The 20876-nt window shown below is 40.6% G+C and carries 18 protein-coding genes; 3 read left to right on the top strand and 15 right to left on the bottom strand.

Annotated features, from left to right (window positions below; translation table 11 throughout):
* Window positions 1-359: 359 nt before the first annotated feature.
* The 13 genes from FC24_RS01535 to pth all read right to left on the bottom strand — a co-directional run bounded on the left by FC24_RS01535 (window position 360) and on the right by pth (window position 16403).
* Window positions 360-809: an AraC family transcriptional regulator gene (locus FC24_RS01535; protein ID WP_057873110.1), complete on the bottom strand. Its 450-nt coding sequence runs from the start codon at window positions 807-809 to the stop codon at window positions 360-362.
* A gap of 366 nt (window positions 810-1175) precedes the next feature.
* Window positions 1176-2669, bottom strand: a complete 1494-nt coding sequence (gene lysS, locus FC24_RS01530; protein ID WP_420805245.1) for a lysine--tRNA ligase — start codon at window positions 2667-2669, stop codon at window positions 1176-1178.
* Window positions 2670-2784: 115 nt separating this feature from the next.
* Complete coding sequence (gene dusB / locus FC24_RS01525) at window positions 2785-3765, bottom strand: tRNA dihydrouridine synthase DusB (protein ID WP_057873108.1); 981 nt, start codon at window positions 3763-3765, stop codon at window positions 2785-2787.
* Between the two features lie 182 nt (window positions 3766-3947).
* Complete coding sequence (gene hslO / locus FC24_RS01520; RefSeq protein ID WP_057873113.1) at window positions 3948-4838, bottom strand: Hsp33 family molecular chaperone HslO; 891 nt, start codon at window positions 4836-4838, stop codon at window positions 3948-3950.
* A 138-nt stretch (window positions 4839-4976) separates the two neighbouring features.
* Window positions 4977-7148: an ATP-dependent zinc metalloprotease FtsH gene (ftsH, locus tag FC24_RS01515; protein ID WP_057873107.1), complete on the bottom strand. Its 2172-nt coding sequence runs from the start codon at window positions 7146-7148 to the stop codon at window positions 4977-4979.
* A 96-nt stretch (window positions 7149-7244) separates the two neighbouring features.
* Window positions 7245-7787, bottom strand: coding sequence for a hypoxanthine phosphoribosyltransferase (gene hpt, locus FC24_RS01510; protein WP_057873106.1), 543 nt, complete (start codon window positions 7785-7787; stop codon window positions 7245-7247).
* A gap of 68 nt (window positions 7788-7855) precedes the next feature.
* Window positions 7856-9211 carry a tRNA lysidine(34) synthetase TilS gene (gene tilS, locus FC24_RS01505; RefSeq protein WP_057873105.1) on the bottom strand — a complete coding sequence of 452 codons (1356 nt, stop codon included), beginning with the start codon at window positions 9209-9211 and terminating at the stop codon, window positions 7856-7858.
* A 147-nt stretch (window positions 9212-9358) separates the two neighbouring features.
* Window positions 9359-9847 carry a S1 domain-containing RNA-binding protein gene (locus FC24_RS01500; protein WP_057873104.1) on the bottom strand — a complete coding sequence of 163 codons (489 nt, stop codon included), beginning with the start codon at window positions 9845-9847 and terminating at the stop codon, window positions 9359-9361.
* A gap of 78 nt (window positions 9848-9925) precedes the next feature.
* Complete coding sequence (locus FC24_RS01495) at window positions 9926-10339, bottom strand: FtsB family cell division protein (RefSeq protein WP_057873103.1); 414 nt, start codon at window positions 10337-10339, stop codon at window positions 9926-9928.
* A gap of 101 nt (window positions 10340-10440) precedes the next feature.
* Window positions 10441-10704, bottom strand: a complete 264-nt coding sequence (locus FC24_RS01490; protein WP_057873102.1) for an RNA-binding S4 domain-containing protein — start codon at window positions 10702-10704, stop codon at window positions 10441-10443.
* Window positions 10704-12293, bottom strand: coding sequence for a putative polysaccharide biosynthesis protein (locus FC24_RS01485; protein WP_057873101.1), 1590 nt, complete (start codon window positions 12291-12293; stop codon window positions 10704-10706). The genes FC24_RS01490 and FC24_RS01485 overlap by 1 nt, the downstream gene beginning before the upstream one ends.
* Window positions 12294-12312: 19 nt before the next feature.
* Window positions 12313-15834, bottom strand: a complete 3522-nt coding sequence (gene mfd, locus FC24_RS01480; RefSeq protein ID WP_057873100.1) for a transcription-repair coupling factor — start codon at window positions 15832-15834, stop codon at window positions 12313-12315.
* Window positions 15835-15836: 2 nt separating this feature from the next.
* Window positions 15837-16403, bottom strand: a complete 567-nt coding sequence (pth, locus tag FC24_RS01475; RefSeq protein ID WP_057873099.1) for an aminoacyl-tRNA hydrolase — start codon at window positions 16401-16403, stop codon at window positions 15837-15839.
* Window positions 16404-16770: 367 nt separating this feature from the next.
* Between pth and FC24_RS01470 the strand changes: the two genes are divergently transcribed.
* Window positions 16771-17169 (top strand): PTS sugar transporter subunit IIA domain-containing protein, encoded by a 399-nt coding sequence (locus FC24_RS01470; protein ID WP_057873098.1) that lies wholly within the window; start codon window positions 16771-16773, stop codon window positions 17167-17169.
* A gap of 276 nt (window positions 17170-17445) precedes the next feature.
* Window positions 17446-18822 (top strand): L,D-transpeptidase family protein, encoded by a 1377-nt coding sequence (locus FC24_RS01465; protein ID WP_057873097.1) that lies wholly within the window; start codon window positions 17446-17448, stop codon window positions 18820-18822.
* Window positions 18823-18935: 113 nt separating this feature from the next.
* Here FC24_RS01465 and FC24_RS01460 read toward each other — a convergent pair whose 3' ends face one another.
* Window positions 18936-19610 (bottom strand): O-methyltransferase, encoded by a 675-nt coding sequence (locus tag FC24_RS01460; RefSeq protein WP_057873112.1) that lies wholly within the window; start codon window positions 19608-19610, stop codon window positions 18936-18938.
* A 146-nt stretch (window positions 19611-19756) separates the two neighbouring features.
* Here FC24_RS01460 and cbpA point away from each other — a divergent pair, with 146 nt between their 5' ends.
* Window positions 19757-20392 (top strand): cyclic di-AMP binding protein CbpA, encoded by a 636-nt coding sequence (gene cbpA / locus FC24_RS01455; protein ID WP_057873096.1) that lies wholly within the window; start codon window positions 19757-19759, stop codon window positions 20390-20392.
* A 103-nt stretch (window positions 20393-20495) separates the two neighbouring features.
* Here the strand turns inward: cbpA and FC24_RS01450 are convergent, their stop codons facing one another.
* The gene (locus FC24_RS01450; protein ID WP_057873095.1) at window positions 20496-20852 is read right to left on the bottom strand and encodes a type II toxin-antitoxin system PemK/MazF family toxin; all 357 of its coding nucleotides are present in this window, start codon (window positions 20850-20852) and stop codon (window positions 20496-20498) included.
* Between the last annotated feature and the right edge of the window lie 24 nt (window positions 20853-20876).

The following is a 20876-nucleotide window of genomic DNA, read 5'->3' as shown; positions in this document are numbered from 1 at the left end:
GTGTTGCCAACGCAACTTGATTAGTTTACCATGCGGCTATTAGCTTGTCAAGCTTAGTTTTGCATAATCATGCAAAACATAAAGCCAAACTTCCTAAAGCCACAACTAACTATTGCTAAATTTGTATAAAGCCACTGAATTATTGAATAATTATTACTAATTAAACATAAAAATAATCCGTAGCCATCAATCGACAACAGAAACTACTATATCAGGAATCCGAAGTCGCGTCAATTACTTTTGGAAAATTTATCTTAAAAATTCACTTATTATTTAAATCCATCTTGATTTCCACCAAATACCAATTCATTTCAACTCAAATAGCCTAAACTAAAAAGACGCAAAATATCCTTACTTCATTATCGGATAGGAACTAATATTTCACACAAGTGCTTAGTGATCATTTGTGCAGTATATCTTTCTATGATTGGTTGCGCTTTGATTGACAGATTATTTCTTTTTATCTCAGAAAAAATATTGCCCCAAAACTCACTAATCGCCTCTTTTGTATGATCAACTAAGAAAACAGCGTATTTACCACCAGAGAATTCACCAATATGAGCTGGCTTTGTTACAATTAAATCTTTATTTATAATTACACAAACATCGTATCGACATGCCTCTTTAGGAACAATCTCTGGATTATCTTGCGGTATACCTAAAATCGTGGCATCATCGAAGACACCGTTTAATTTTGCCCACTTTTTAAAAGAAGCCATTAATTTTTGATTTTGTTTTCCACCATACTCCCCAACATTTCGGAAATAAGCAATTCTTGATTTAGGTAATTCTTCAACAGTGACTTTCATATTTAAATCTCCCTTCTTCGTCAAGATAACCTGGTTTAAAATGTTTTTCAAATTCTTTTTTAAACGAATTTGATTAAAGGATTAAAGTAAGAATTAATCAACCTTTTATGCCACCACACAACTCGATGTCAGTCATTTTACATATATTCTAAAAGTTTAATCACTCGTCCAGTCCATAAAATAATAAAAGCTACCACTGTTTACCAAGTAATCATAATTGAACATAAAAAAGAGCAGGCTTTAACACCTGCTCTACCTCGTCCATTAAAATAACAATGACTTAATTAATAACTATCCGTTTGAAGAACAACAATTAAATTGACCTCACTAACAGACATTAATTATTTCAAAGCACGGAACTACTTTTTACTTCTCATCATCGGTCAAGGTTTTTTCTGGTCGCATGGTTGGAAACAATTGAACATCACGGATGGAATCAACATCAGTTAATAACATAATTAGCCGATCAACACCGATGCCTAAACCACCTGTTGGCGGTAAACCATATTCTAAAGCTTCAACATAATCCTCATCGATACCGTGTGCCTCATCATTACCTTCTTTGCGCTCATTAGCTTGCGCTTCAAAACGCTGCCGCTGATCAATTGGATCATTCAATTCAGTAAAGGCATTACCATATTCGCCACCATGAATGAACAACTCAAAACGCTGAACAAACCGTGGATCTTTAGGATCTTTTTTGGCCAAAGGCGAAATTTCAATTGGATGCCCATAGACAAAAGTCGGTTGTGTCAAAGTATGCTCAACAAATGTTTCAAAGAATGCATTGATAATGTGACCAACTTGCCACCAATCTTTATAGTCAACCTGGTGCTCGTCTGCCAATTGACGGGCTTGATCTAAGGTCATTTCAGGCCAAAAATCAACACCAGTCTTTTCCTTAATTAAATCAACCATGTGTGCCCGTGCAAATGGTTGTTCTAAATCAATGGCTTGGCCTTGATAATTAATGTGGCCACTACCAGTAACTTTTTGGGCAACAAAACGAATTAATCCTTCCGTTTCATCCATCACGTCTTTCAAATCCCAATAAGCAGCGTAAGTCTCTAACATAGTGAATTCTGGATTATGTTGGGTATCGATACCTTCATTACGAAATACAGGCCCGATTTCATAGACGCGTTCCATACCACCAACAATTAACCGTTTCAAATGCAACTCTAAAGCAATCCGCAAATAAAGGTTAATGTCCAAGGCATTATGGTGCGTAATAAACGGACGTGCAGACGCGCCACCGACTTGTGTATGCAAAACCGGCGTTGTCACTTCAATAAACCGGTTTTGGTCCAAATATTGCCGAATCGCACTGATAATCTGGCTGCGCTTAACAAAACGATCAAAACTATCACGGTTAGCGATTAAATCTAAGTAGCGCTGCCGATATTTCTGTTCAACATTGTGTAAGCCATGATACTTATCCGGCAGTGGTCGCAATGCTTTAGTTAAAAAGGTGACATGATTGGCCCGGACAGTTAATTCACCAGTATCTGTCTTCATTACATCGCCTGTCACACCCATAATGTCGCCTAAATCTGAGCGTTTGAAAATATGATAGTTTTCCTCACCAACTCGATCCTTACGTACATAAACTTGAATCCGGCCGTCACGGTCAGCAAAATCTGCAAAACCAACTTTGCCTTTTCCGCGTTTAGACATCATACGACCTGCAATGGTAACCATGTGTTGTTCATCATTTAACTGTTCTTTAGTTTCATCCCCGTAGCGCTCACGAATTTGTTGACTAGTTGCACTACGCTCAAACCGATGTCCAAAAGGATCAATGCCTTCCGAACGTAACTCATCCATCTTTTGCCGGCGAACCCGCAATTGATCATTCATTGCAGTCGGCTTTTGACCGTTCTTAGCCACTATAATTCCTCCATTCAACTTATACATCTTTATTTTGCCGATTCCTAGCTAAAAAAGCAAGTCACGGTGTAAAACTCTATTAAACTTACTCAACTTCTAATTTAGCTACAAAATCATCTAAAATTTGATCAACACCTGCTTGTGTCTCCGCGCGATTAACTGCTGCCTTTGTCTTTGCAGCGTGACGAATTCCCTTTAAATAATAGGCAGAAGATGTTCGAAATTCACGTACACCAATTTTTTCACCCTTTAGTTCAACCAAACGTTTTAAATGTGCTTTAGCAATTTGTACTTTTTCACGCGGTGTTGGTTCAGGCAACAGCACCCCATCAGCTAAATATTCCGCCGTTCGTTTTAAAATCCAAGGATTACCTAAAGCGGCACGTCCGATCATTACTGCATCACAGCCGACTTCTGTTAACATTTTTTTGGCATCTTCTGGCGTCCGAACATCACCATTACCCATAAACGGGATGGTAATATGATCGCGAACGTCTTTTAAGATTTGCCAATCCGCCTGCCCACGATACATTTGCTTACGTGTCCGGCCATGCATAGCTAATGCCGCGGCGCCCGCTTTTTGTGCCGCCATAGCGTTTTTAACCGCATAAATATGGTCATCATCCCAACCAGTACGCATTTTAACCGTTACCGGTTTGCTGACTGCCGCAGTGACTGCTGCAACCATTTCGTACACTTTATCAGGATCTAATAACCATTTTGCACCGGCATCTGTTTTCACCACTTTATTTACCGGGCAGCCCATATTGATATCAATAATATCCGCACTAGTGTGTTGATCAACAAATTTCGCTGCCCCTACTAATGTTTCTTTTGTCCCACCAAAAATTTGAACGCTGACTGGATGCTCATTTGGATCGACAAACAACATGTTCAGCGTCTTTTGATTATGATGTAAGATCCCCCGGTCACTGATCATTTCACAAACTACCAAACCAGCACCAAAGCGCCGACAAATCATGCGAAATGCAGCGTTCGTAATACCAGCCATCGGTGCAACTACTACTTGATTGGGAATTTTTACATTACCAATTTGCCATTCCATTCCAGTTACCACCCATCATAAATTAAGTGAACGTCTTTTGTATCATAGCACAATTCCGTTCTTCCGAAAACAACCTAGCTTATCATTTTCAGAAAGCCAAAAACAATAAAAAGGAGCCAGCAGACACAGCTGTCCGGCTCCTTTCACTAATTTAACAAGTCCTGCTCATCACTGCTTTTTACTTAAGGCTTTTTACTTAAGGCCTTTTGCTTTAATCCTTTCAATTCAGCAACATCAAACTGATACTTACGACCACAGAAATGACAAACTGCCTGAGCACCATGGTCTTCATCAATCATCGCTTGTATTTCTGCTGGATCTAACGACGCAATCGAACGACCAAAACGTGCTTTAGAACAGTCACACTTAAAAGCAACTGGCATTTTCGTCAAAATTTTTAAATCAGTACCAAAAATTGCCGTTAAAATTGCCTCCGGCGTTTTACCTGCAAGTAACAATTCTGAAAGTTGTGGTAAAGCTTTGATTTTTTGCTCAACCGATTGGGCAACTTCATCAGTCGCTCCTGGCATCATCTCAATTAAAAAGCCGCCAGCCACTTGAATCGTATTGTCCGGATTAACAAAAACAGAAACGCCTACCGCCGATGGTATTTGCTCGGAAGCGGCCATGTAATAGGTGAAATCATCCCCTAATTCACCAGAAACTAAAGGCGTTTGCCCTGTAAATGGCTGTTCCAAGCCTAAATCTTTGGTCACTGCAATTTTGCCCTTTGTTCCTACAGCTTGCCGAACATCAATGTGATGTTGCCGATTCGGTGGTAAATTAACGTGCGGATTTTGAATGTAGCCCTTAACTGTCCCTTTAGCATTCCCATCAGCAATAATTGCGCCAACAGGACCATCACCCATTACTTTTGCCGTTAAAGTTTGTTCATCCTGCAAACCCGCCGTACTCATAAGCAATGTTGCAATTAACGTTCTACCTAAGGCAGCTGAAGAAGCTGGCCAAGTATCATGCTTTTGTTGTGCCTGAGCCACTAACTGACTTGCATCAACTGCATAAGCGCGCACCATACCTTGATGGGCTAAGCTTTTCACTAAATAATCAGTCATTTTATTCTGTCCTTTCATGTCAAACTTAAACACATCATTGACTGCCTAAATATGTAAAAAAGAAGCTGCAACAAAATCACTTTGCTACAACTTCTTTTTACCGCAATCAATATCACAAAACCGTCACTTGAACACTAACTAATCTTCTTTATGATCATTTTGCGAATCCGCTGCTGAACTTGCAGTTGAATCTGCTGAATCTGCTGTAGACGCGCCACTAGTCGCTGAAGCAGGTGCGGTCGAATCTGCCGTAGCAGATTGATCGTGGGCATTTTCGGAAGTAGCTTGTTCCGCGTCCGCATCGGACATGTCATGCTTATCTTCTACCTGTTTAGCAGCATCTTGCCGTTCTAATTCTTTCTTAGATTGTTCAAACGTGGCTGCCTTTTCACTTGGAAACTCTTCAGAACCAGCTTCGTGTGGCATTTCACCCGTTTTATACAAACTCAGAATTTGTTTTTCATTCAGTGTTTCATATTCAAGCAATTTCTCAGCAATTAACTTATGCTGATCACGGTGAGCTTGAATAATTTCATAAGCTTGATGGTGGGCTTCATTCATAATCCGCCGCACCTCATCATCAATCGCAGTAGCCGTCGCTTCTGAATATGGCCGAACACCAAATTCTTGTTGCTGCATCGCGGCGCCTTCATACTGAATGTCACCTAATTTAGAACTCATCCCATACTGGGTAACCATTGCTCGTGCTAACTGTGTCGCCTGCTGGAAGTCATTAGAAGCCCCAGTAGATTGCGTGCCAAAAATAATTTCTTCGGCAGTTCGTCCACCTAACAGCCCCACAATTTGTTCATTTAATTCCCGTTTGGTCATTAAGAACTGGTCTTCACGCGGCAGCATGATGGCATAACCACCAGCACGCCCACGCGGCACAATGGTTACTTTCCGGACAACACGTGAATCACTTAGCACTAAACCAGCGATAGTGTGCCCAGCTTCATGGTAAGCCACCATGGTACGTTCTTTCTTGCTAATGACACGGTCACGTTTGGCCGGACCAGCAATCACCCGATCTTCGGCTTCATCAACATCTGCTGCGTCAATGGCTTTCTTATCCCGCCTTGCCGCGACTAATGCCGCCTCATTGAGCAAGTTCTCCAAATCAGCCCCCACAAAACCAGGGGTAGTCTTGGCTAGCGTCTTCAAATTAACATCTTGTGCCAACGGTTTGTTCTTAGCGTGAACCTTCAAAATGGCTTCACGTCCTTTAACGTCTGGACTACCAACCAAAATTTTCCGGTCAAACCGACCAGGCCGTAGCAAAGCTGGATCCAACACATCAGAACGGTTAGTTGCCGCAATGACAATGACACCTTCACTACCAGTAAACCCATCAAGTTCAACTAGCAACTGGTTAAGAGTTTGTTCACGTTCATCGTGGCCGCCGCCCATGCCGCTGCCACGTTTACGACCAACCGCATCAATTTCATCAATGAAGATGATAGCAGGTGCATTTTTCTTCGCCTGTTCAAACAAATCACGGACACGACTAGCCCCAACACCGACAAACATTTCAACAAAGTCTGAACCAGAAATCGAATAAAATGGCACGCCAGCTTCACCAGCGACCGCTTTAGCTAGTAGCGTTTTACCAGTACCAGGCGGGCCCTCTAGCAAAACACCGGCTGGGATCCGTGCTCCTAGAGAAACGTATTTACGTGGATCCTTTAAAAATTCAACGACTTCAACTAATTCCTGCTTTTCTTCTTCGGCACCAGCAACATCGGAAAAGCGAACTTTGTTAGCCTTTTTGTCTGCTGGTTTAACTTTAGATTTGCCAAAGTTCATGACTCGGTTGTTGCCGCCACCTTGGCCGGCTTGTCCCATCATCATGTAGAAGAAGAAAATAATCATAACTAACGGTAACGCATAAAGCAAAATTTGAATCCAGAAACCGCTGGATTCCTCTGCTTTGGTATTCATCTTGATGTTGTTCTTCTCTGCAATACGCATTACCTGCGCCACTTGAGAATCACTATCTAACATCACCGTTGTAAATCCTTTAACACTACTGGACGAACTTGGTACTAAACCAAATCCGCCCCCATTTGAGGAAGCTTTTTGCGCTTTACGGTAATTACCCGTAATTTTATAAACACCATTATTGGGTTGTACACTAAAGTCTTTGATTTTGTCATCTTTGAGTTGCGTAATAAATTCACTAGATTGTAATTCTTTAGTTTGTGAATTTGATTGCCCGTTTGAAAAGAAGTAGATAATTCCGATCAAACTAAGAAAGATAACAATGTAAAACAGACTGTTGCGAAAAAGTCCATTCCGCTTATTATTCATACGTGACCTCCGTTTCTGAATTGTTATCAGTTAAAAATGATAGCTTAGCTTAACATTTCAGTTATTGATAATAGCATAGTTGATCAATACTGACCATTATTTCGTTTCATAAACTGAAGATTTTAAAATACCAACATAAGGTAAGTTGCGGTAGTTTTCTTCATAATCCAAGCCATACCCTACTAAAAAGGCATTGGGAACGGTATACCCAACGTAATCACTATGAACTGGCAAAACTCGGGTTTCCGGTTTATCTAACAGCGTGCAGATCTTAACTGATTTGGCTTGCCGATACTTAAATAAGTTAACCAAATAATTCAGTGTTCGTCCAGTATCAATGATGTCTTCAACGATTAAAACATCACGATTTTTAAGCGGAATGTCCAAGTCTTTAATGATTTTAACTTCGCCAGTAGATTTTGTCCCCCCTTGATAGCTGGAAACATCTAAAAAGTCCATTTCTAGATGTGTGTCAATCTGGCGGACCAAATCAGCCATAAATAACATTGCACCCTTTAACACGCAAATAACCAGTGGATTTTTCCCTGCATAATCCTTTGTTAATTGCGCCCCTAACTTTTTAGTTACACGCGCAATCGCAGCTTGATCATACAGAATACGTTCAATATCCTGATGCATCGCTAAACTCCTCTCCAACCTAATAAGCGTTCATTACATCATAAGTACATTGTAACAAAGTTAGTCGGCTATGTTTTTTTAATCGTCAATCTGTAATGTATTTTATCAGTTTGTTGGGGCTTAAACAATTGCGACTTTTTAAGCCCTAACAACCACAAAACTAAATTTTGCTGCGTAGCAATCACCCATAATTGATCACGTTGTTGCTGCGGAATTTTTTGATCACTTAAAATCCGCTTCACCTTTTGATGACCAGCACGAATTTTCAATCGGTCTCCTGGTTGCCGGTGCCGAATCTGTAGGGGCAATTCCTCAGGTGCCAGCCAAACATCCAATTGTTCACCAGCTTTCATAGCCATTGCTGCTGGCGCTAAACTGATCTGCCACTGTTGTACTTGACAAGTTGTGCCACTAGTCAATGTGTACTTAACTGGTTGCGGTGGTGCTAACGCAGGGCCAATGGTAAACTTTTGATAAGTTTTTCGAGCCTGCCAACCTGCTGTTAAATCTAATTGACTTTGTGCACGCTGACTATTTAATAACTGCAGCACAGCAGTAATTTGCTGTGCTTTTACTGCCACACCTTTTTCAACTAGCACCCGGGTTAGCAGCCGCTCTAAAACTAAACGCTGCTTATCGCCGGATAACTGGTGCCATAGTGTTAAATCACCTTGATAGCCAATGGCAGTAAAGGTGCCAATTTGAGTTAAAGCGTGATCCAATTGCGAATCGTTTACGGCTAGTACCCGCTGTAACTGTGCGGCATAGTTAACCGCGTGCTGTGCAGCTAACGGATTGAGCGCCTTTAACACTGGTACAACTTCATGACGAATCCGATTACGCGTAAGGCGTACATCTTGATTTGTCTGATCTTCAAAAAAGGGAATTTTCTTTGTCGCGACGTAACGCCGCAACTGCTGCCGCGTAAAGGGCAGCAATGGCCGAACTAACTGACCACTGTGAAACTGCCGAACAGGGGCTATCGCTGTTAATTGCTGTAGATTACCGCCCCGTGCTAGCCGCATCAACATTGTCTCCAATTGATCATCTGCATGGTGTGCGGTTACCAAATAGGAAATGCCTTGTTGTTGTAATACCTGAGCAAAATATTGATAACGAAATTGCCGGGCAGCGGCCTCTGTTCCGTGTTGTGGATGTGCGACTAACGGCCATTTAGTTTGAAATAACGGCCAGTCATGCTGTTGACAATAGGTCGTTAAAAAAGCGGCTTCCTTGACACTTGTTTCCCGCAGTTGATGATTAACATGCACCACATTCAGTCGAGGTCGTAGTGCTGACGGTAATTGGGCTAAGAGATTTAATAACGCCATCGAATCAGCACCAGTGGAGACAGCCACTAAAACTGATACTTGTGAATTAAATAATCCCATTTGTTTAATGTGAGCCGTAAACTCAGCTTGCAAGATTATGCCCCCTTTTTATAATGACAACCCTTAAAAATCAGAAGCGGACAAAAGGTTTGCCATTTGCAATACCCTTTTGCCCACTTTGTCATTGTGTGTAAATTAAAGAAGAGACTAGCGCAAAATTGCTCTGGTCTCTCTTAATGCTTAACTGCGGCGGCCACCACGACCGCCACGTTTGCCTTCAGTATTTCGTTTTAAATCCGTCAGCCGTGCTTCACTATCTTTAAGGAAGTTGGATAAGAGATCGTCAAAGCTTTCTTTTTTGGTTTCTTGGAAATGGCGCCGACCACCACTAGAACGGCCCTGACTGTGACCATTACTATGATGGTTAGCGTGATTAGACCGAAAATGATTATCTTTATGGTGCGGGGCGTGCTCATGCCGCTCAGATTCCGGTTTATCTACTGCACGGCGCATTGATAACCCAATTTTACCATCATCACCAATTGACATTACTTTAACTGTGACTTCATCGCCAATAGAGAGTACATCATGAATATCCTTCACATAACTATCTGAAATTTCACTAATGTGAACAAGGCCGGTTTTATGATTTCCCAGATCAATAAACGCACCAAAATTTGTAATTCCAGAAACCTTACCAGAAACTTTCGCTCCGACTTCAATTGACATAAAAAAGTTTTTCCTCCTTAAATCTTGTACTCATAAGTATAGCACAGGAAAGGTCGGTTGCAAGCTTCTCGCAGTGGATTATTTAGTCGAGAGCGTCGGGGCTTTGTCCTGTGGCAAACTATAAATCGTTTCATTATCTTTAGAATAATAATATTTCTGACGGATGACTTGTTGCAAATAATCATCATCTTTTAATTGCGCCGTTTTTAATTTAAGTTGACGATGTTGGGCTTGCTTTTTATTTAACTTTGCTTTATGTGTCGTCACCTGCGTATTAATCGCAGCTAATGATTGGCGGCCTTGATAAATCTGCCAACCACAAATTAACAGGATGGTAGTCAACAGTGCTATCAAAAGACCAGCCCGCCTTTTATGAACTTGACGCACATATTTCGCCCGAATTTGTTTTTGTTGGCGTGCTTGCTTCATTTTTGCATAAGGATCAACCGCTGATTGATGATTTTTTGTTTTCTTATTTTTAGCAAACAGCATCCTCACATCCCTCTAACACATCAAATGAATTTTTCGACTAAATACCTGTCTAGACCAAGTATAGCAAGCTTTAATCGCAGTGTCTACGGACAGTTACTATTTTAAAATTTTTCAGCATAAGTTTCTGAAACCACGTCGTACATTTGTTCTGCAACATCCTTTTTAGTGGTTTCTAACAATGCCTTAATTTTAATCGTCAGCGTTTTATTACCAAATTTAATGGTCACAACATCACCAATAGCCACATTACTAGATGATTTGGCCACTCGATCATTAATTAAAATTCGACCTTTATTGGCAATTTCTTTTGCAACAGTCCGACGTTTAATAATTCGTGACACTTTTAAAAATTTGTCTAACCGCATCATTTTTCCTCCCTACTTACATTAAAGAAACGTAAAATCTGTTTACCCAAGGGTAGTGATAGCCACTCCCGAGTAGTAAATAAACGTACCCAGCGGGCTAAACTAATAAACAAAACAGCACCGCCAGCCACACAAAACAATACGACACCACCACCAGCTAAACGACCCAACTGCCAGTGGTGCTGAATGCTAAAAAATAGACCGGTAACTACTAACATCATACTGCCAACACAAAACAACAGCTTCAAACTAAACCAATGACGAAACAATGCTTGGCGTACATAAGGACGAGAATACCACCAAATTAGACTCAAAATTACCGTTAATGCTAATACGGTTACCATGCTAGCCCCAAAAATTTGCCAACGGCGCACCGCCCATCCATTCAAGCCCAGTTTAATCAGAAAACCTAACGTCAACGCCCAAATGGGTAACCGATATTCACCTAAGCTCTGAAAAACACTATTATAACCAGAAATCAGTGCAATTAAAACAATGCTTAACATGTAAAGCATCAAGGTACGATCGCCTTGAGTGCTGCCAAATAACAATCGATTAACACCAGGCATCAGTGCAATTAGACCACCAGCAGCAGCTAACGAAAATGCAAAACTAAAACGTACCATCGTGGCTGCTTGCCGGTAAAACTGATGACGTTGCTGCTTTTGTAGCGCTTGCGATAAACTTGGTAACAGCGTGGCCGCTAAAGATGTCGCAACCACTAAGCCCAGCTGGACTAACGGCTGTCCGCGATCATAAATGCCCTTCCAGTTTTTAGCTGCTGCTTCTGTCAACCCGGCTGTCACTAAATTACTCTTAATCGTAAAGGAATCTAGCAATTGCAATAAAATAATTAATGACGTAAACAGGCATAAAGAACCACCTTCAATTAAAAATCGCCGTGTCAGCTTACCAAAAGCCATTCGGTTAAATGGTAGCAACTTTGCGTTTTCTTTTTGCCAGCGGTGCCAGTAATACAACAATACACCGCTAGCAGCAATACCACCAAATATCGCACCACTCATGGCCCAAGCACCCATCTTATAAACCGACCAACCTGTCTGCAAAGACCAAGCAGCTGCGGCCAAAATAACCGTTACCCGGATGAGTTGTTCAACAACTTGAGATAAGGCGGTTGGCACCATTGTAAAATTGCCTTGAAAAAAGCCACGACTAATCGCTAACCAGGGCATCAATAAAAATAGCCATGCCACGGTGCCAATTAGCACTGCTAATTGTGGGTCCCCCATCGCTCGGGCAAGCCAATTTTTCCCAAACTGCAAGATCAAAAAAATAACTAGTGCCATGATGATTAACAACCAACAACTATACTGTAAAACGGTTCGGCGTTCAGCCGCCGTTTTTTGTTGAGCTATTAGTTTAGAAATAAAAACGGGCAAGCCAGACAGTGCAAACGTCATGCCCAGACCATAAAGGGGGTAGATTTGCTGGTAAACATAAAAACCAGTATTCCCCACAAGATTTTGAAATGGAACCCGGTAAACTGCACTTAGGATTTTAGTCACCAGTGATGCCAACGATAAAATAAATGCACCGCGCACCACATGCTTCATTTGCCGATTTTGCATGTGAACCTCACTTTAAGTCTTAAGCTGACACTGGCTGCTGCACAAGTTCAGCTAAGCCAGTGACAAACTGCGTTAATTCGGCCAGCCAATCTTTTTGCTGCATTTTAGGTTGAATAATCAGCGTAATCACCATCTTATCTTGATTCATTTTAACGGTCGCTTTTAATTTCGTTTTACTCAAAGCTTTAAAAACATCTTCAGGTGCAATTTGGCGCGTACCTTGAGCAGATAAACGAACCTGAATCTGTTGATTGTTTAAATAAATGCGCTCAACCAAAGCTTGATCCGCATAAACTTTCAGCAAACCAATCGCTAATAAATTCGTGACCGCACGCGGATAATCACCAAACCGATCAAACAAATCAGCTTGCAGTGACTCTAAATCATCAGCACTATTCAACTCGCGCACTCGCTTGTAAATTTCAATTTTTTGCCGCTGATCAGTAATGTAATCACTAGGTAAATAGGCTTCAATTCCCAACTCGATTTCTGCATCCGTTTTAGTTGGTGCTTTTTTACCTTGCTTCTTAGCCACTGCATCTGCCAGCATTTGTGAGTAAAGGTCATAGCCAACTGAATCAATGAAACCATGTTGTTGTTTACCTAATAAATTACCAGCACCGCGGATAGATAAATCACGCATGGCAATTTTAAAACCAGAACCTAACTCTGTAAAATCACGAATTGCAGCTAACCGTTTTTCACTGACTTCCGTTAATACCTTATCCTGCCGGTACATGAAATAAGCATAGCCAACCCGGCTACTACGGCCAACACGACCACGTAATTGATAAAGCTGAGCTAATCCCATGTGATCAGCATCTTCAACAAACAAGGTATTAACATTAGGCATATCAACCCCATTTTCAATAATGGTGGTTGTCACAATGACATCATAACGCCCATGAACAAATTCATACAGTGTATTTTCTAATTGTGCTTCAGTCATTTGCCCGTGAGCATAGGTTACTGAAGCATCGGGCACTAGTGCTTGAATATTGGCCACTGTTCGTTCAATATCCTCAACCCGATTGTGGAGGTAAAATACTTGACCACCCCGCGCCAACTCGCGTTCAATGCCAGCTCTTAATGCGCCAGCATTTTGAGCCATGACATAAGTTTGAATGGGGTAACGATTAGCAGGGGGTGTTTCAATAACTGATAAATCACGTACGCCCACCATCGACATGTTTAACGTCCGGGGAATTGGCGTAGCCGTCATGGTTAAGACATCCACATTGGCTCGCAAAGTTTTCAGTCGTTCTTTAGCTTTAACACCAAAACGCTGCTCTTCATCTACAATTAGCAACCCTAAATCATGAAAAACAACATCCTTAGATAATAAGCGGTGCGTACCGATCACAATATCCGCTTGACCATTTTTAATTGCCGCTAGCGACGCTTTAATTTGCTTTGTCGTCCGAAAACGCGATAAGAGTTCCACTTGAACTGGAAAATCAGCGAAGCGCTGCAACAAAGTATCATAATGTTGTTGCGCTAAAATAGTGGTGGGGACCAGAAAAGCGGCCTGTTTGCCATCTTGCACTGCCTTAAAAATCGCACGCATCGCAACTTCCGTTTTGCCGAACCCAACATCCCCTACCAATAAACGATCCATTGGTTTAGGCTGCTCCATATCATGTTTAATTTCAGCTGTACTACGCAATTGATCAGATGTTTCTGTATAAGGAAATGCCATTTCAAATTCATGCTGATATTGATTGTCCGGTGAAAAGGCAAATCCTTTTTCTGAAGCACGCTCTGCGTATAAATCGACTAAATCATCCGCAATGTCTTCAATTTTAGCGTTAACTCGCCGCTTAGTTTTTGCCCATTCACTGCCACCTAATTTATTGATGTGTGGCGACTTACCTTCTGAAGCCACGTATTTTTGGACTAAGTTAAGTTGGGTCACAGGAATAAAAAGCTTATCGTTATTTTGGTATAAAATTGTAATGTAGTCTTGGTGCGCACCATCAACTTCTAGAGTCTGCATTCCTACATACTTACCGATACCATGATTGACGTGGACAACATAATCGCCTGGATTAAGTTCATTGTAACTTTTAATTCGTTCAGCATTAGCCAGATTTTGCCGGCGTACACGCTTTTTAACCGGCTGATTAAACAATTCTTTCTCCGTTACAACAACTAAATTAGCATCTGGTAATTCAAACCCATTTTGTAAAGTTGCGGCAACAATTTGTGTTTGATGCGCTTTTAAAGCATCTGGCTGCGTTAATACTGCTTTAATTTTAAAATCACGTAAAGTTTGATCAACACGCTCACGGCGCTGATCATCGTTAACCATGATAACAACCGTTTGCTTCTGGGTTTGCCACCGATTAGCTTCAGCTTTAAACAACGGCATTTGGCCAAAAAACTGTTGCATATCGCGATTTTGTAGATCTAAAATTTGGTCGAGTTTTAGGTTGCCCATTCCCTTTTGGAACAGCGTTAAATAAACCTTAGTCTGCTTAATTTGCTTTAACGTTGCTTTAAAATCATGACCTAGCTGCTGGTTATGCAACATACGCTGATTAGCTAGTTCCTCCGTTAGCCACTGACTAGCATCTGTCGCTAATTGTGTCGCAGTTTCTTGCATCCGGGGATAATCATCAAAAAAGACGAAGCCATCAGGCACTAGATAATCAAATAAGCTAGCAGCCGGCTGATAAATCAAATCCCGATAGCGCACTAGCTCTGGCAACACTTCACCCTTTTGCAAACTAGCGATGACCTCAGTAAAATTTTGTGCCAATTTTGTCTGGTCATCTGGTTGTTTTAATGTTTTCAGTTCGCGTTGATAGGCTTTTTTCACTTTAGGGGCAGCTGCTTGTAACAATTCTGGTGTCACAATAAAATCCGTTGCCGGTAAAATAGTGAAAGTCGTTAAATTTTTAATACTACGTTGACTGCTGGCTTCAAAATAGCGAAGCGAATCGACTTCAGTATCAAATAATTCAATTCTAACCGGATTAGCCGCATTAAGAGGGTAGACATCAATGATATCCCCACGCATTGCAAACTCACCAGGCCGACCAACTAATTGTTCCCGGGTATAGCCCATACCAATCAATTGCTGGCGTAATGCTAATGGATCCAGTTCAGCACCAGGTTTAACCGTAATGGCACTTTGCTGCCATAACTGTGGTTGCGGCAGTAGCTGCCTAATACCAGCTATTGAGGCAACCACAATGCCAAGTTGCTGCTGCATCAAAAAAGAAAGTGCCTGTACGCGCTGACTGCGATACTCTGGTGAACTAACCGCAACTTGCGCGGCCATCACTTCATCTACAGGAAATAATTGTACTTGAGTATCAGGTAATAAATTGCTGAGATCCTCTACCAGTTGACTCGCATTAAATAAACTATTTGTGACAACCAAAACGGGTTGTTTTTTAGCCCGCACAACTGCATTTAGCAGTAATGCCTGAGCTGAGTCCTGCAATCCTGTCACTAATTGGCGACTGTGTGGTTCAATGTTAGCTAACCATTTTTTTAATTTAGGTGCTTTTAAAAATAGTTCTGTCAGGTCCATAATTATCCCTTCCGATTATAATGATTCATCACACGCATAAAATCAGCTCCTTGCACCCAATCATCAAGCGCAGTCACGGCAGTATCAATTGTTTGGTCAATCAATGGTCTCGTATCCTTATCAAAGGGAGATAGCACCCAACTGACCACACTTTGCTGAGTAGGATGGCCGGTCCCAATCCGAACACGGTTAAAATCTTGGGTTCTTAAAAAACTGATTAAGCTTTTAATGCCGTTATGACCCCCAGCAGAACCGCGCTCGCGCAACCGTAAACTCCCAGGAGTTAAATCCATATCATCATAAACAATGACCAATTCATCTAACTGAAGTTGATAATAAGTCATCAGTGGTTTTACCGCGCGGCCAGAATCATTCATAAACGTCTGTGGTTTAACCACAAAAACTTTTTCCCCATTTTCAAAATAGGTGCCAAAGGCAGCCTCAAATTGATGTTGGTCAAATTTTACCTGGTGTGCGGCTGCAAAACGATCAACAGTCATAAATCCGACGTTATGCTTTGTTTGTAAATATTTTCTTCCTGGATTACCTAAACCGACTATCATTTTCATTTTAGATTACTCCGCTTCACTTAAAATTTAATCTTGCCAGCAAAGTTGCTGACACGAAAATGACCGGCAAAATCAAATTGCCGGTTCTCCGAAATTATTACTAGCCATTATACCATAAGCACATTATTTTTTCCGTGGCTTAACTGCTGCATTAATTATTTTACAGAAAACTATAATGGCTCGTAATTTTTTTATTTATAAAAATAAGCGCCAACTCGCACTACTAACACAAAAAAACCATTATTTATTCAATGTAAGCGTTGACAATTCTTTCTGAACGTGTTTTCATAAGAGTATAGGAATCACAAGCTAGTTTTCACCTTGAAAACTGACTCCTATACGCTAAAAGTAAATGGAGGAATACATCATGGCAAATTTCACAACAATTGTCACAGGTCACGGCAGTTTCGCAACGGGGATCAAGAATACATTGAATTTACTCTCGGTCATTCCAGATAATTACAAATTCGTTAATTTTGAAAACGGTATGACTGAAGCCGCTTATAAAAAAGAATTAGACAAAGTAATGGATAAAGACGAACAAATTCTTTTCTTCACGGATATTTATGGTGGCACACCATTTAAAGTTTGTGCAGACTTAGCTTACCATAACGATAAAATTGAAGTCGTTACAGGGTGCAATATTGGTTCATTAATGGAAGCAACTTATAATACTTACCGTTCATTAAGTAATTATGCTGATGATTTAATTGTTATTTCTAAAAACTTCACACAACGACTCAGTGCTGAAAAAGCGGGTAGATAAGTTCTAAGCAACTAAAACAAAAGTAAGTTGCACGTGGTTTTTCTAACTAGACAATTAACATTTTATTCAGTTTTGTTTTAAATGATAAAGGCTAGGCGATTCATTATGAATTGTCTGGCCTTTTCTAGGTGATTAAGCACAATTAAGCCATTTGAGTCAAACTAGGCTAGCAGTTAGTTCACAAGTTTAAGCTAAATTAAAGGTTAATCCCCTATCATTTTTAATTAACAAATGCTACACTCAGCTAAAGAAAGATTTATGGGAGGCCCATTGCTAATGCAAAAACGCAGTCGAATTGTGATTGCAGTTAGTGCGCTGGTCATTATTATCTGTGGCTTATATATTGCGCTCAGTCATCATTACCGCAACGTTTACTTGCCACGGACAAACGTTGCCGGTGTTAATGTTGGTGGCAAAACGGCAGCACAAGCTAACCAGCTATTAAAAACGCATTTTAAGCGACAAAAATTTACAATTATAGAAGGTTCAAAAAAGTTAACGCAATTTACCGGCCAAGATGCTGGCGTAACACCTAAATTTAAGCAAAATTTGGTTCAGCTAAAACAACAACAAAATCCTTGGGCATGGCCGTTGCAACTCTTAACGGGTACCAGTACTACTGAAGCTAGTAAAAGCTTAACCGTTAACCAAACAACTTTTAACCAGTTCTTTAAGCAGACGGCCCAAAAATTAAATCATGGCCGGCAGTTAACGCAAAATGCGACGGTAATTAAAAAAGCAGGTAGTTTTAAAATCAAAGCTGCGGTCAATGGCAATCATCTGGATGAGCAAAAATTACGACAAACAATTCGTCATGGTCTAGCGGCTACAGATGGTCAAATCCAAGTTGACACAACCTATAAAAAACCCAGTGTCACTGCCTCCGATCAAAATCTTGCGCAAGCCGTTGATAAGCTTAAACAAATTCACCAAGAAAAAATCACTTACACCATTAATGGACACAAACTGACAGTACCTCAAAATACGATTTATACTTGGGAAACTTTTAAAGCCGGCAAGGTAACATTAGATACTGATCAAGTTCAGCAATACATTGCTAGCTTGAATAAAAATTACGCCACCATCATTAAAGACCGGCAATTTAAATCTACAAAGCGCGGTACAGTTAAAGTACCAGCCGGGACTTACGGTTGGAGTATCAAAACTAATAGTGAAGTCGCAGCTTTGACACGTGAAGTTCTTAAAGGTAAAGACTTTACCCGGGAACCCATCACACAAGGGTCTGGTTACAGCACTAGTAAAAAAGACATTGGTGATACTTACATCGAAGTGGATAAAACCAATCAGCACATGTGGTATTACAAAGATGGACAGTCCGTTATTGATACAGACATTGTTACCGGAAAACCTAAACAAGAAACGCCATCTGGTGTCTTCTTTGTTTGGAACAAGCAACGTAATGCCACGCTTCGTGGTGAAAATGATAATGGCACTAACTATGCCTCTCCCGTTTCGTATTGGATGCCAATTGATTATACTGGTGTCGGAATTCATGATGCTTCTTGGCAGCCAAAATTTGGTGGCACTTGGTATAAAAATCATGGTTCCCATGGTTGCATCAATACACCGCCAAGTACTATGGCCAAGCTCTATAACGCTGTTACCACGGGCACACCAGTCATCGTTTTTTAATAAATAGTAAAACGTGCGTACAGGCACTACTCATTCATTTAGTTCTCTACCGCAATTAAGCAGTAGGTAAACATGTCATTGGGTAATTGTCTGGCGCACGTTTTTTATTATAGTTAGTCAGTTTGCTGCTTCGTAATCATTAGAATGCCATCGCCTAAAGGCAAAATGGTTGCACTTAGCGTAGTCGCGTTAAAAACATGTTCTAATAATGCATTTAAGTTACGATGAATCGCGCGGTTTCGTCTTGGAATACAATTTTCTGGCTGTAAAATGGTTCCACCCTGGAAAATATCATCAATTAATAAAACGCCATCTGTTTTTAATAAACGTAAACAGTCTGGTAAAAAAGCCAAATACTTTGCCTTGGCGCTATCCATAAAAATAAAATCACATTGTAAGTTTAAAGTTGGTAGAACTGTCGCCGCATCCCCAGCAATAATTTTAATTTGCTTCTTTAGGCCTAAGGTTTTGATGTTTTGTTGTGCCCGGGACACCATTAACGGATAACGATCAATGGTGACCACCCGGCCAGTCGGTCCCATACAAGTTGCAAATAGACTAGCTGAAAAGCCAATTGCAGTTCCAATTTCCAACACCATGCGCGGCTGCTTTAAATTAAATAGCGTCTGCATAAAGGTTACCGTTTCGTGAGGAATGATTGGAATGCCTTTTTCGTGTGCTTGTTTCTCAAGCGCACCAAGCTGACCGGGTAATGGTGGTGTTTTATGCCGCAAAAATTCTAATACTGCTGGTTTAATAATTGGTCGCCGCATCATTTCGTTTCGCATGCCATTCCTGCTTTCCTTAAAGATATCTTTCATAAAATTTTCAGCCAATAAAATTAACATTTTCTCATCATGGTATTCCCCAGTACTAGTAAAATAGGTTATGATAAGATGCGTATAAATGAGAATGATTTAATCTGGAGGAAATTATGCTTTTAAAATCGCTTATCCAACCTAAAGCTCAATTGACAACGGTTAAAGAATCCACCACATTAGCTCAAGCTTTAACCATTTTAGAAGACACCGGTTACCGCTGTGTGCCAATTCTTGATCGTTCTGGGCAAATATTCCGCGGTAATATTTATAAATTACATCTGTACCGGCACAAAGCACGTGGCGGAGCTATGGATATCCCTGTCACCCACCTTTTGAAGAACGCAACTAAGTTTATTCCGTTAGACGCACCTTTTTTTAAAGTCTTTTTTACCATTAAAGATTTACCCTATATTGCAGTGTTAGATCAACAAAATTATTTTTATGGTATTTTAACCCACAACCATCTCATGACATTTTTGGCACAATCTTGGAACATCAATCGGGGTGGTTTCGTCCTAAACATTACGGCGACACAGACACAAGAAACATTACCTAGTCTAACGAAATTAATTTCCCGCTACACAACCATTATAAACTGCATGACATTTAATTTAACACAACAGCAAAAACAGCAAATTTTAATCACATTACCAACTAGCGTTACACCGGAAATGCTACAAAAAATAATCGACCATCTACAACGAAAAGGTTTTTTGGTTCCAGTAGTCGAAGATTTACGAACTGAATAAAGTACACTATATAAAACGTGTCGTCAGGTTACAGCCGACGACACGTTTTTAATGTTGACAATAATTGCAAGAATATATGTACAAGCAATAATAAATGGGATCTTTATAAATTTTTAAGTCCAACACTGACGGCTAAAGCTTCCCCAACATGAGCCATCACAGCATCACTCAAATGAGTTACTTTATCCCGTAAACGTTGTTTATCAATCGTTCGAATCTGCTCTAACAAAATGACGGAATCTTTTTCAATTCCAGTCTGACGTGCTTTAATGCCAACATGGGTCGGCATTTTTGGTTTCTGAATTTTGGCAGTGATTGCCGCAACAATAACTGTTGGGCTGTAATGATTGCCGATATTATTTTGTATAACCAGTACGGGCCGCATGCCACCTTGTTCAGACCCCACTACCGGTGAAAGATCGGCAAAAAAAATATCACCACGCTTAACAACTGGCTCCAATAGACGCCTCCTAACTGATCCCCG

Origin of the sequence: Loigolactobacillus rennini DSM 20253 (genome assembly GCF_001436505.1) — a bacterium.
In the GTDB taxonomy this organism is placed as follows: domain Bacteria; phylum Bacillota; class Bacilli; order Lactobacillales; family Lactobacillaceae; genus Loigolactobacillus; species Loigolactobacillus rennini.
The sequence above is the reverse complement of the archived record's forward strand: the minus strand, read 5'-3'. Positions and strand labels throughout refer to the sequence as shown.

Coding starts and splice junctions, on each gene's coding strand:
- FC24_RS01495 (WP_057873103.1), bottom strand. CDS start 10,339: ATGCTGTTTGCTAAAAATAAGAAAACAAAAAATCATCAATCAGCGGTT.
- mfd (WP_057873100.1), bottom strand. CDS start 15,834: ATGGACCTGACAGAACTATTTTTAAAAGCACCTAAATTAAAAAAATGG.
- FC24_RS01465 (WP_057873097.1), top strand. CDS start 17,446: ATGCAAAAACGCAGTCGAATTGTGATTGCAGTTAGTGCGCTGGTCATT.
- FC24_RS01485 (WP_057873101.1), bottom strand. CDS start 12,293: ATGCAAAATCGGCAAATGAAGCATGTGGTGCGCGGTGCATTTATTTTA.
- FC24_RS01535 (WP_057873110.1), bottom strand. CDS start 809: ATGAAAGTCACTGTTGAAGAATTACCTAAATCAAGAATTGCTTATTTC.
- FC24_RS01470 (WP_057873098.1), top strand. CDS start 16,771: ATGGCAAATTTCACAACAATTGTCACAGGTCACGGCAGTTTCGCAACG.
- FC24_RS01460 (WP_057873112.1), bottom strand. CDS start 19,610: ATGCGAAACGAAATGATGCGGCGACCAATTATTAAACCAGCAGTATTA.
- lysS (WP_420805245.1), bottom strand. CDS start 2,669: ATGAATGATCAATTGCGGGTTCGCCGGCAAAAGATGGATGAGTTACGT.
- FC24_RS01490 (WP_057873102.1), bottom strand. CDS start 10,704: ATGCGGTTAGACAAATTTTTAAAAGTGTCACGAATTATTAAACGTCGG.
- ftsH (WP_057873107.1), bottom strand. CDS start 7,148: ATGAATAATAAGCGGAATGGACTTTTTCGCAACAGTCTGTTTTACATT.
- hslO (WP_057873113.1), bottom strand. CDS start 4,838: ATGACTGATTATTTAGTGAAAAGCTTAGCCCATCAAGGTATGGTGCGC.
- cbpA (WP_057873096.1), top strand. CDS start 19,757: ATGCTTTTAAAATCGCTTATCCAACCTAAAGCTCAATTGACAACGGTT.
- pth (WP_057873099.1), bottom strand. CDS start 16,403: ATGAAAATGATAGTCGGTTTAGGTAATCCAGGAAGAAAATATTTACAA.
- FC24_RS01500 (WP_057873104.1), bottom strand. CDS start 9,847: ATGTCAATTGAAGTCGGAGCGAAAGTTTCTGGTAAGGTTTCTGGAATT.
- hpt (WP_057873106.1), bottom strand. CDS start 7,787: ATGCATCAGGATATTGAACGTATTCTGTATGATCAAGCTGCGATTGCG.
- dusB (WP_057873108.1), bottom strand. CDS start 3,765: ATGGAATGGCAAATTGGTAATGTAAAAATTCCCAATCAAGTAGTAGTT.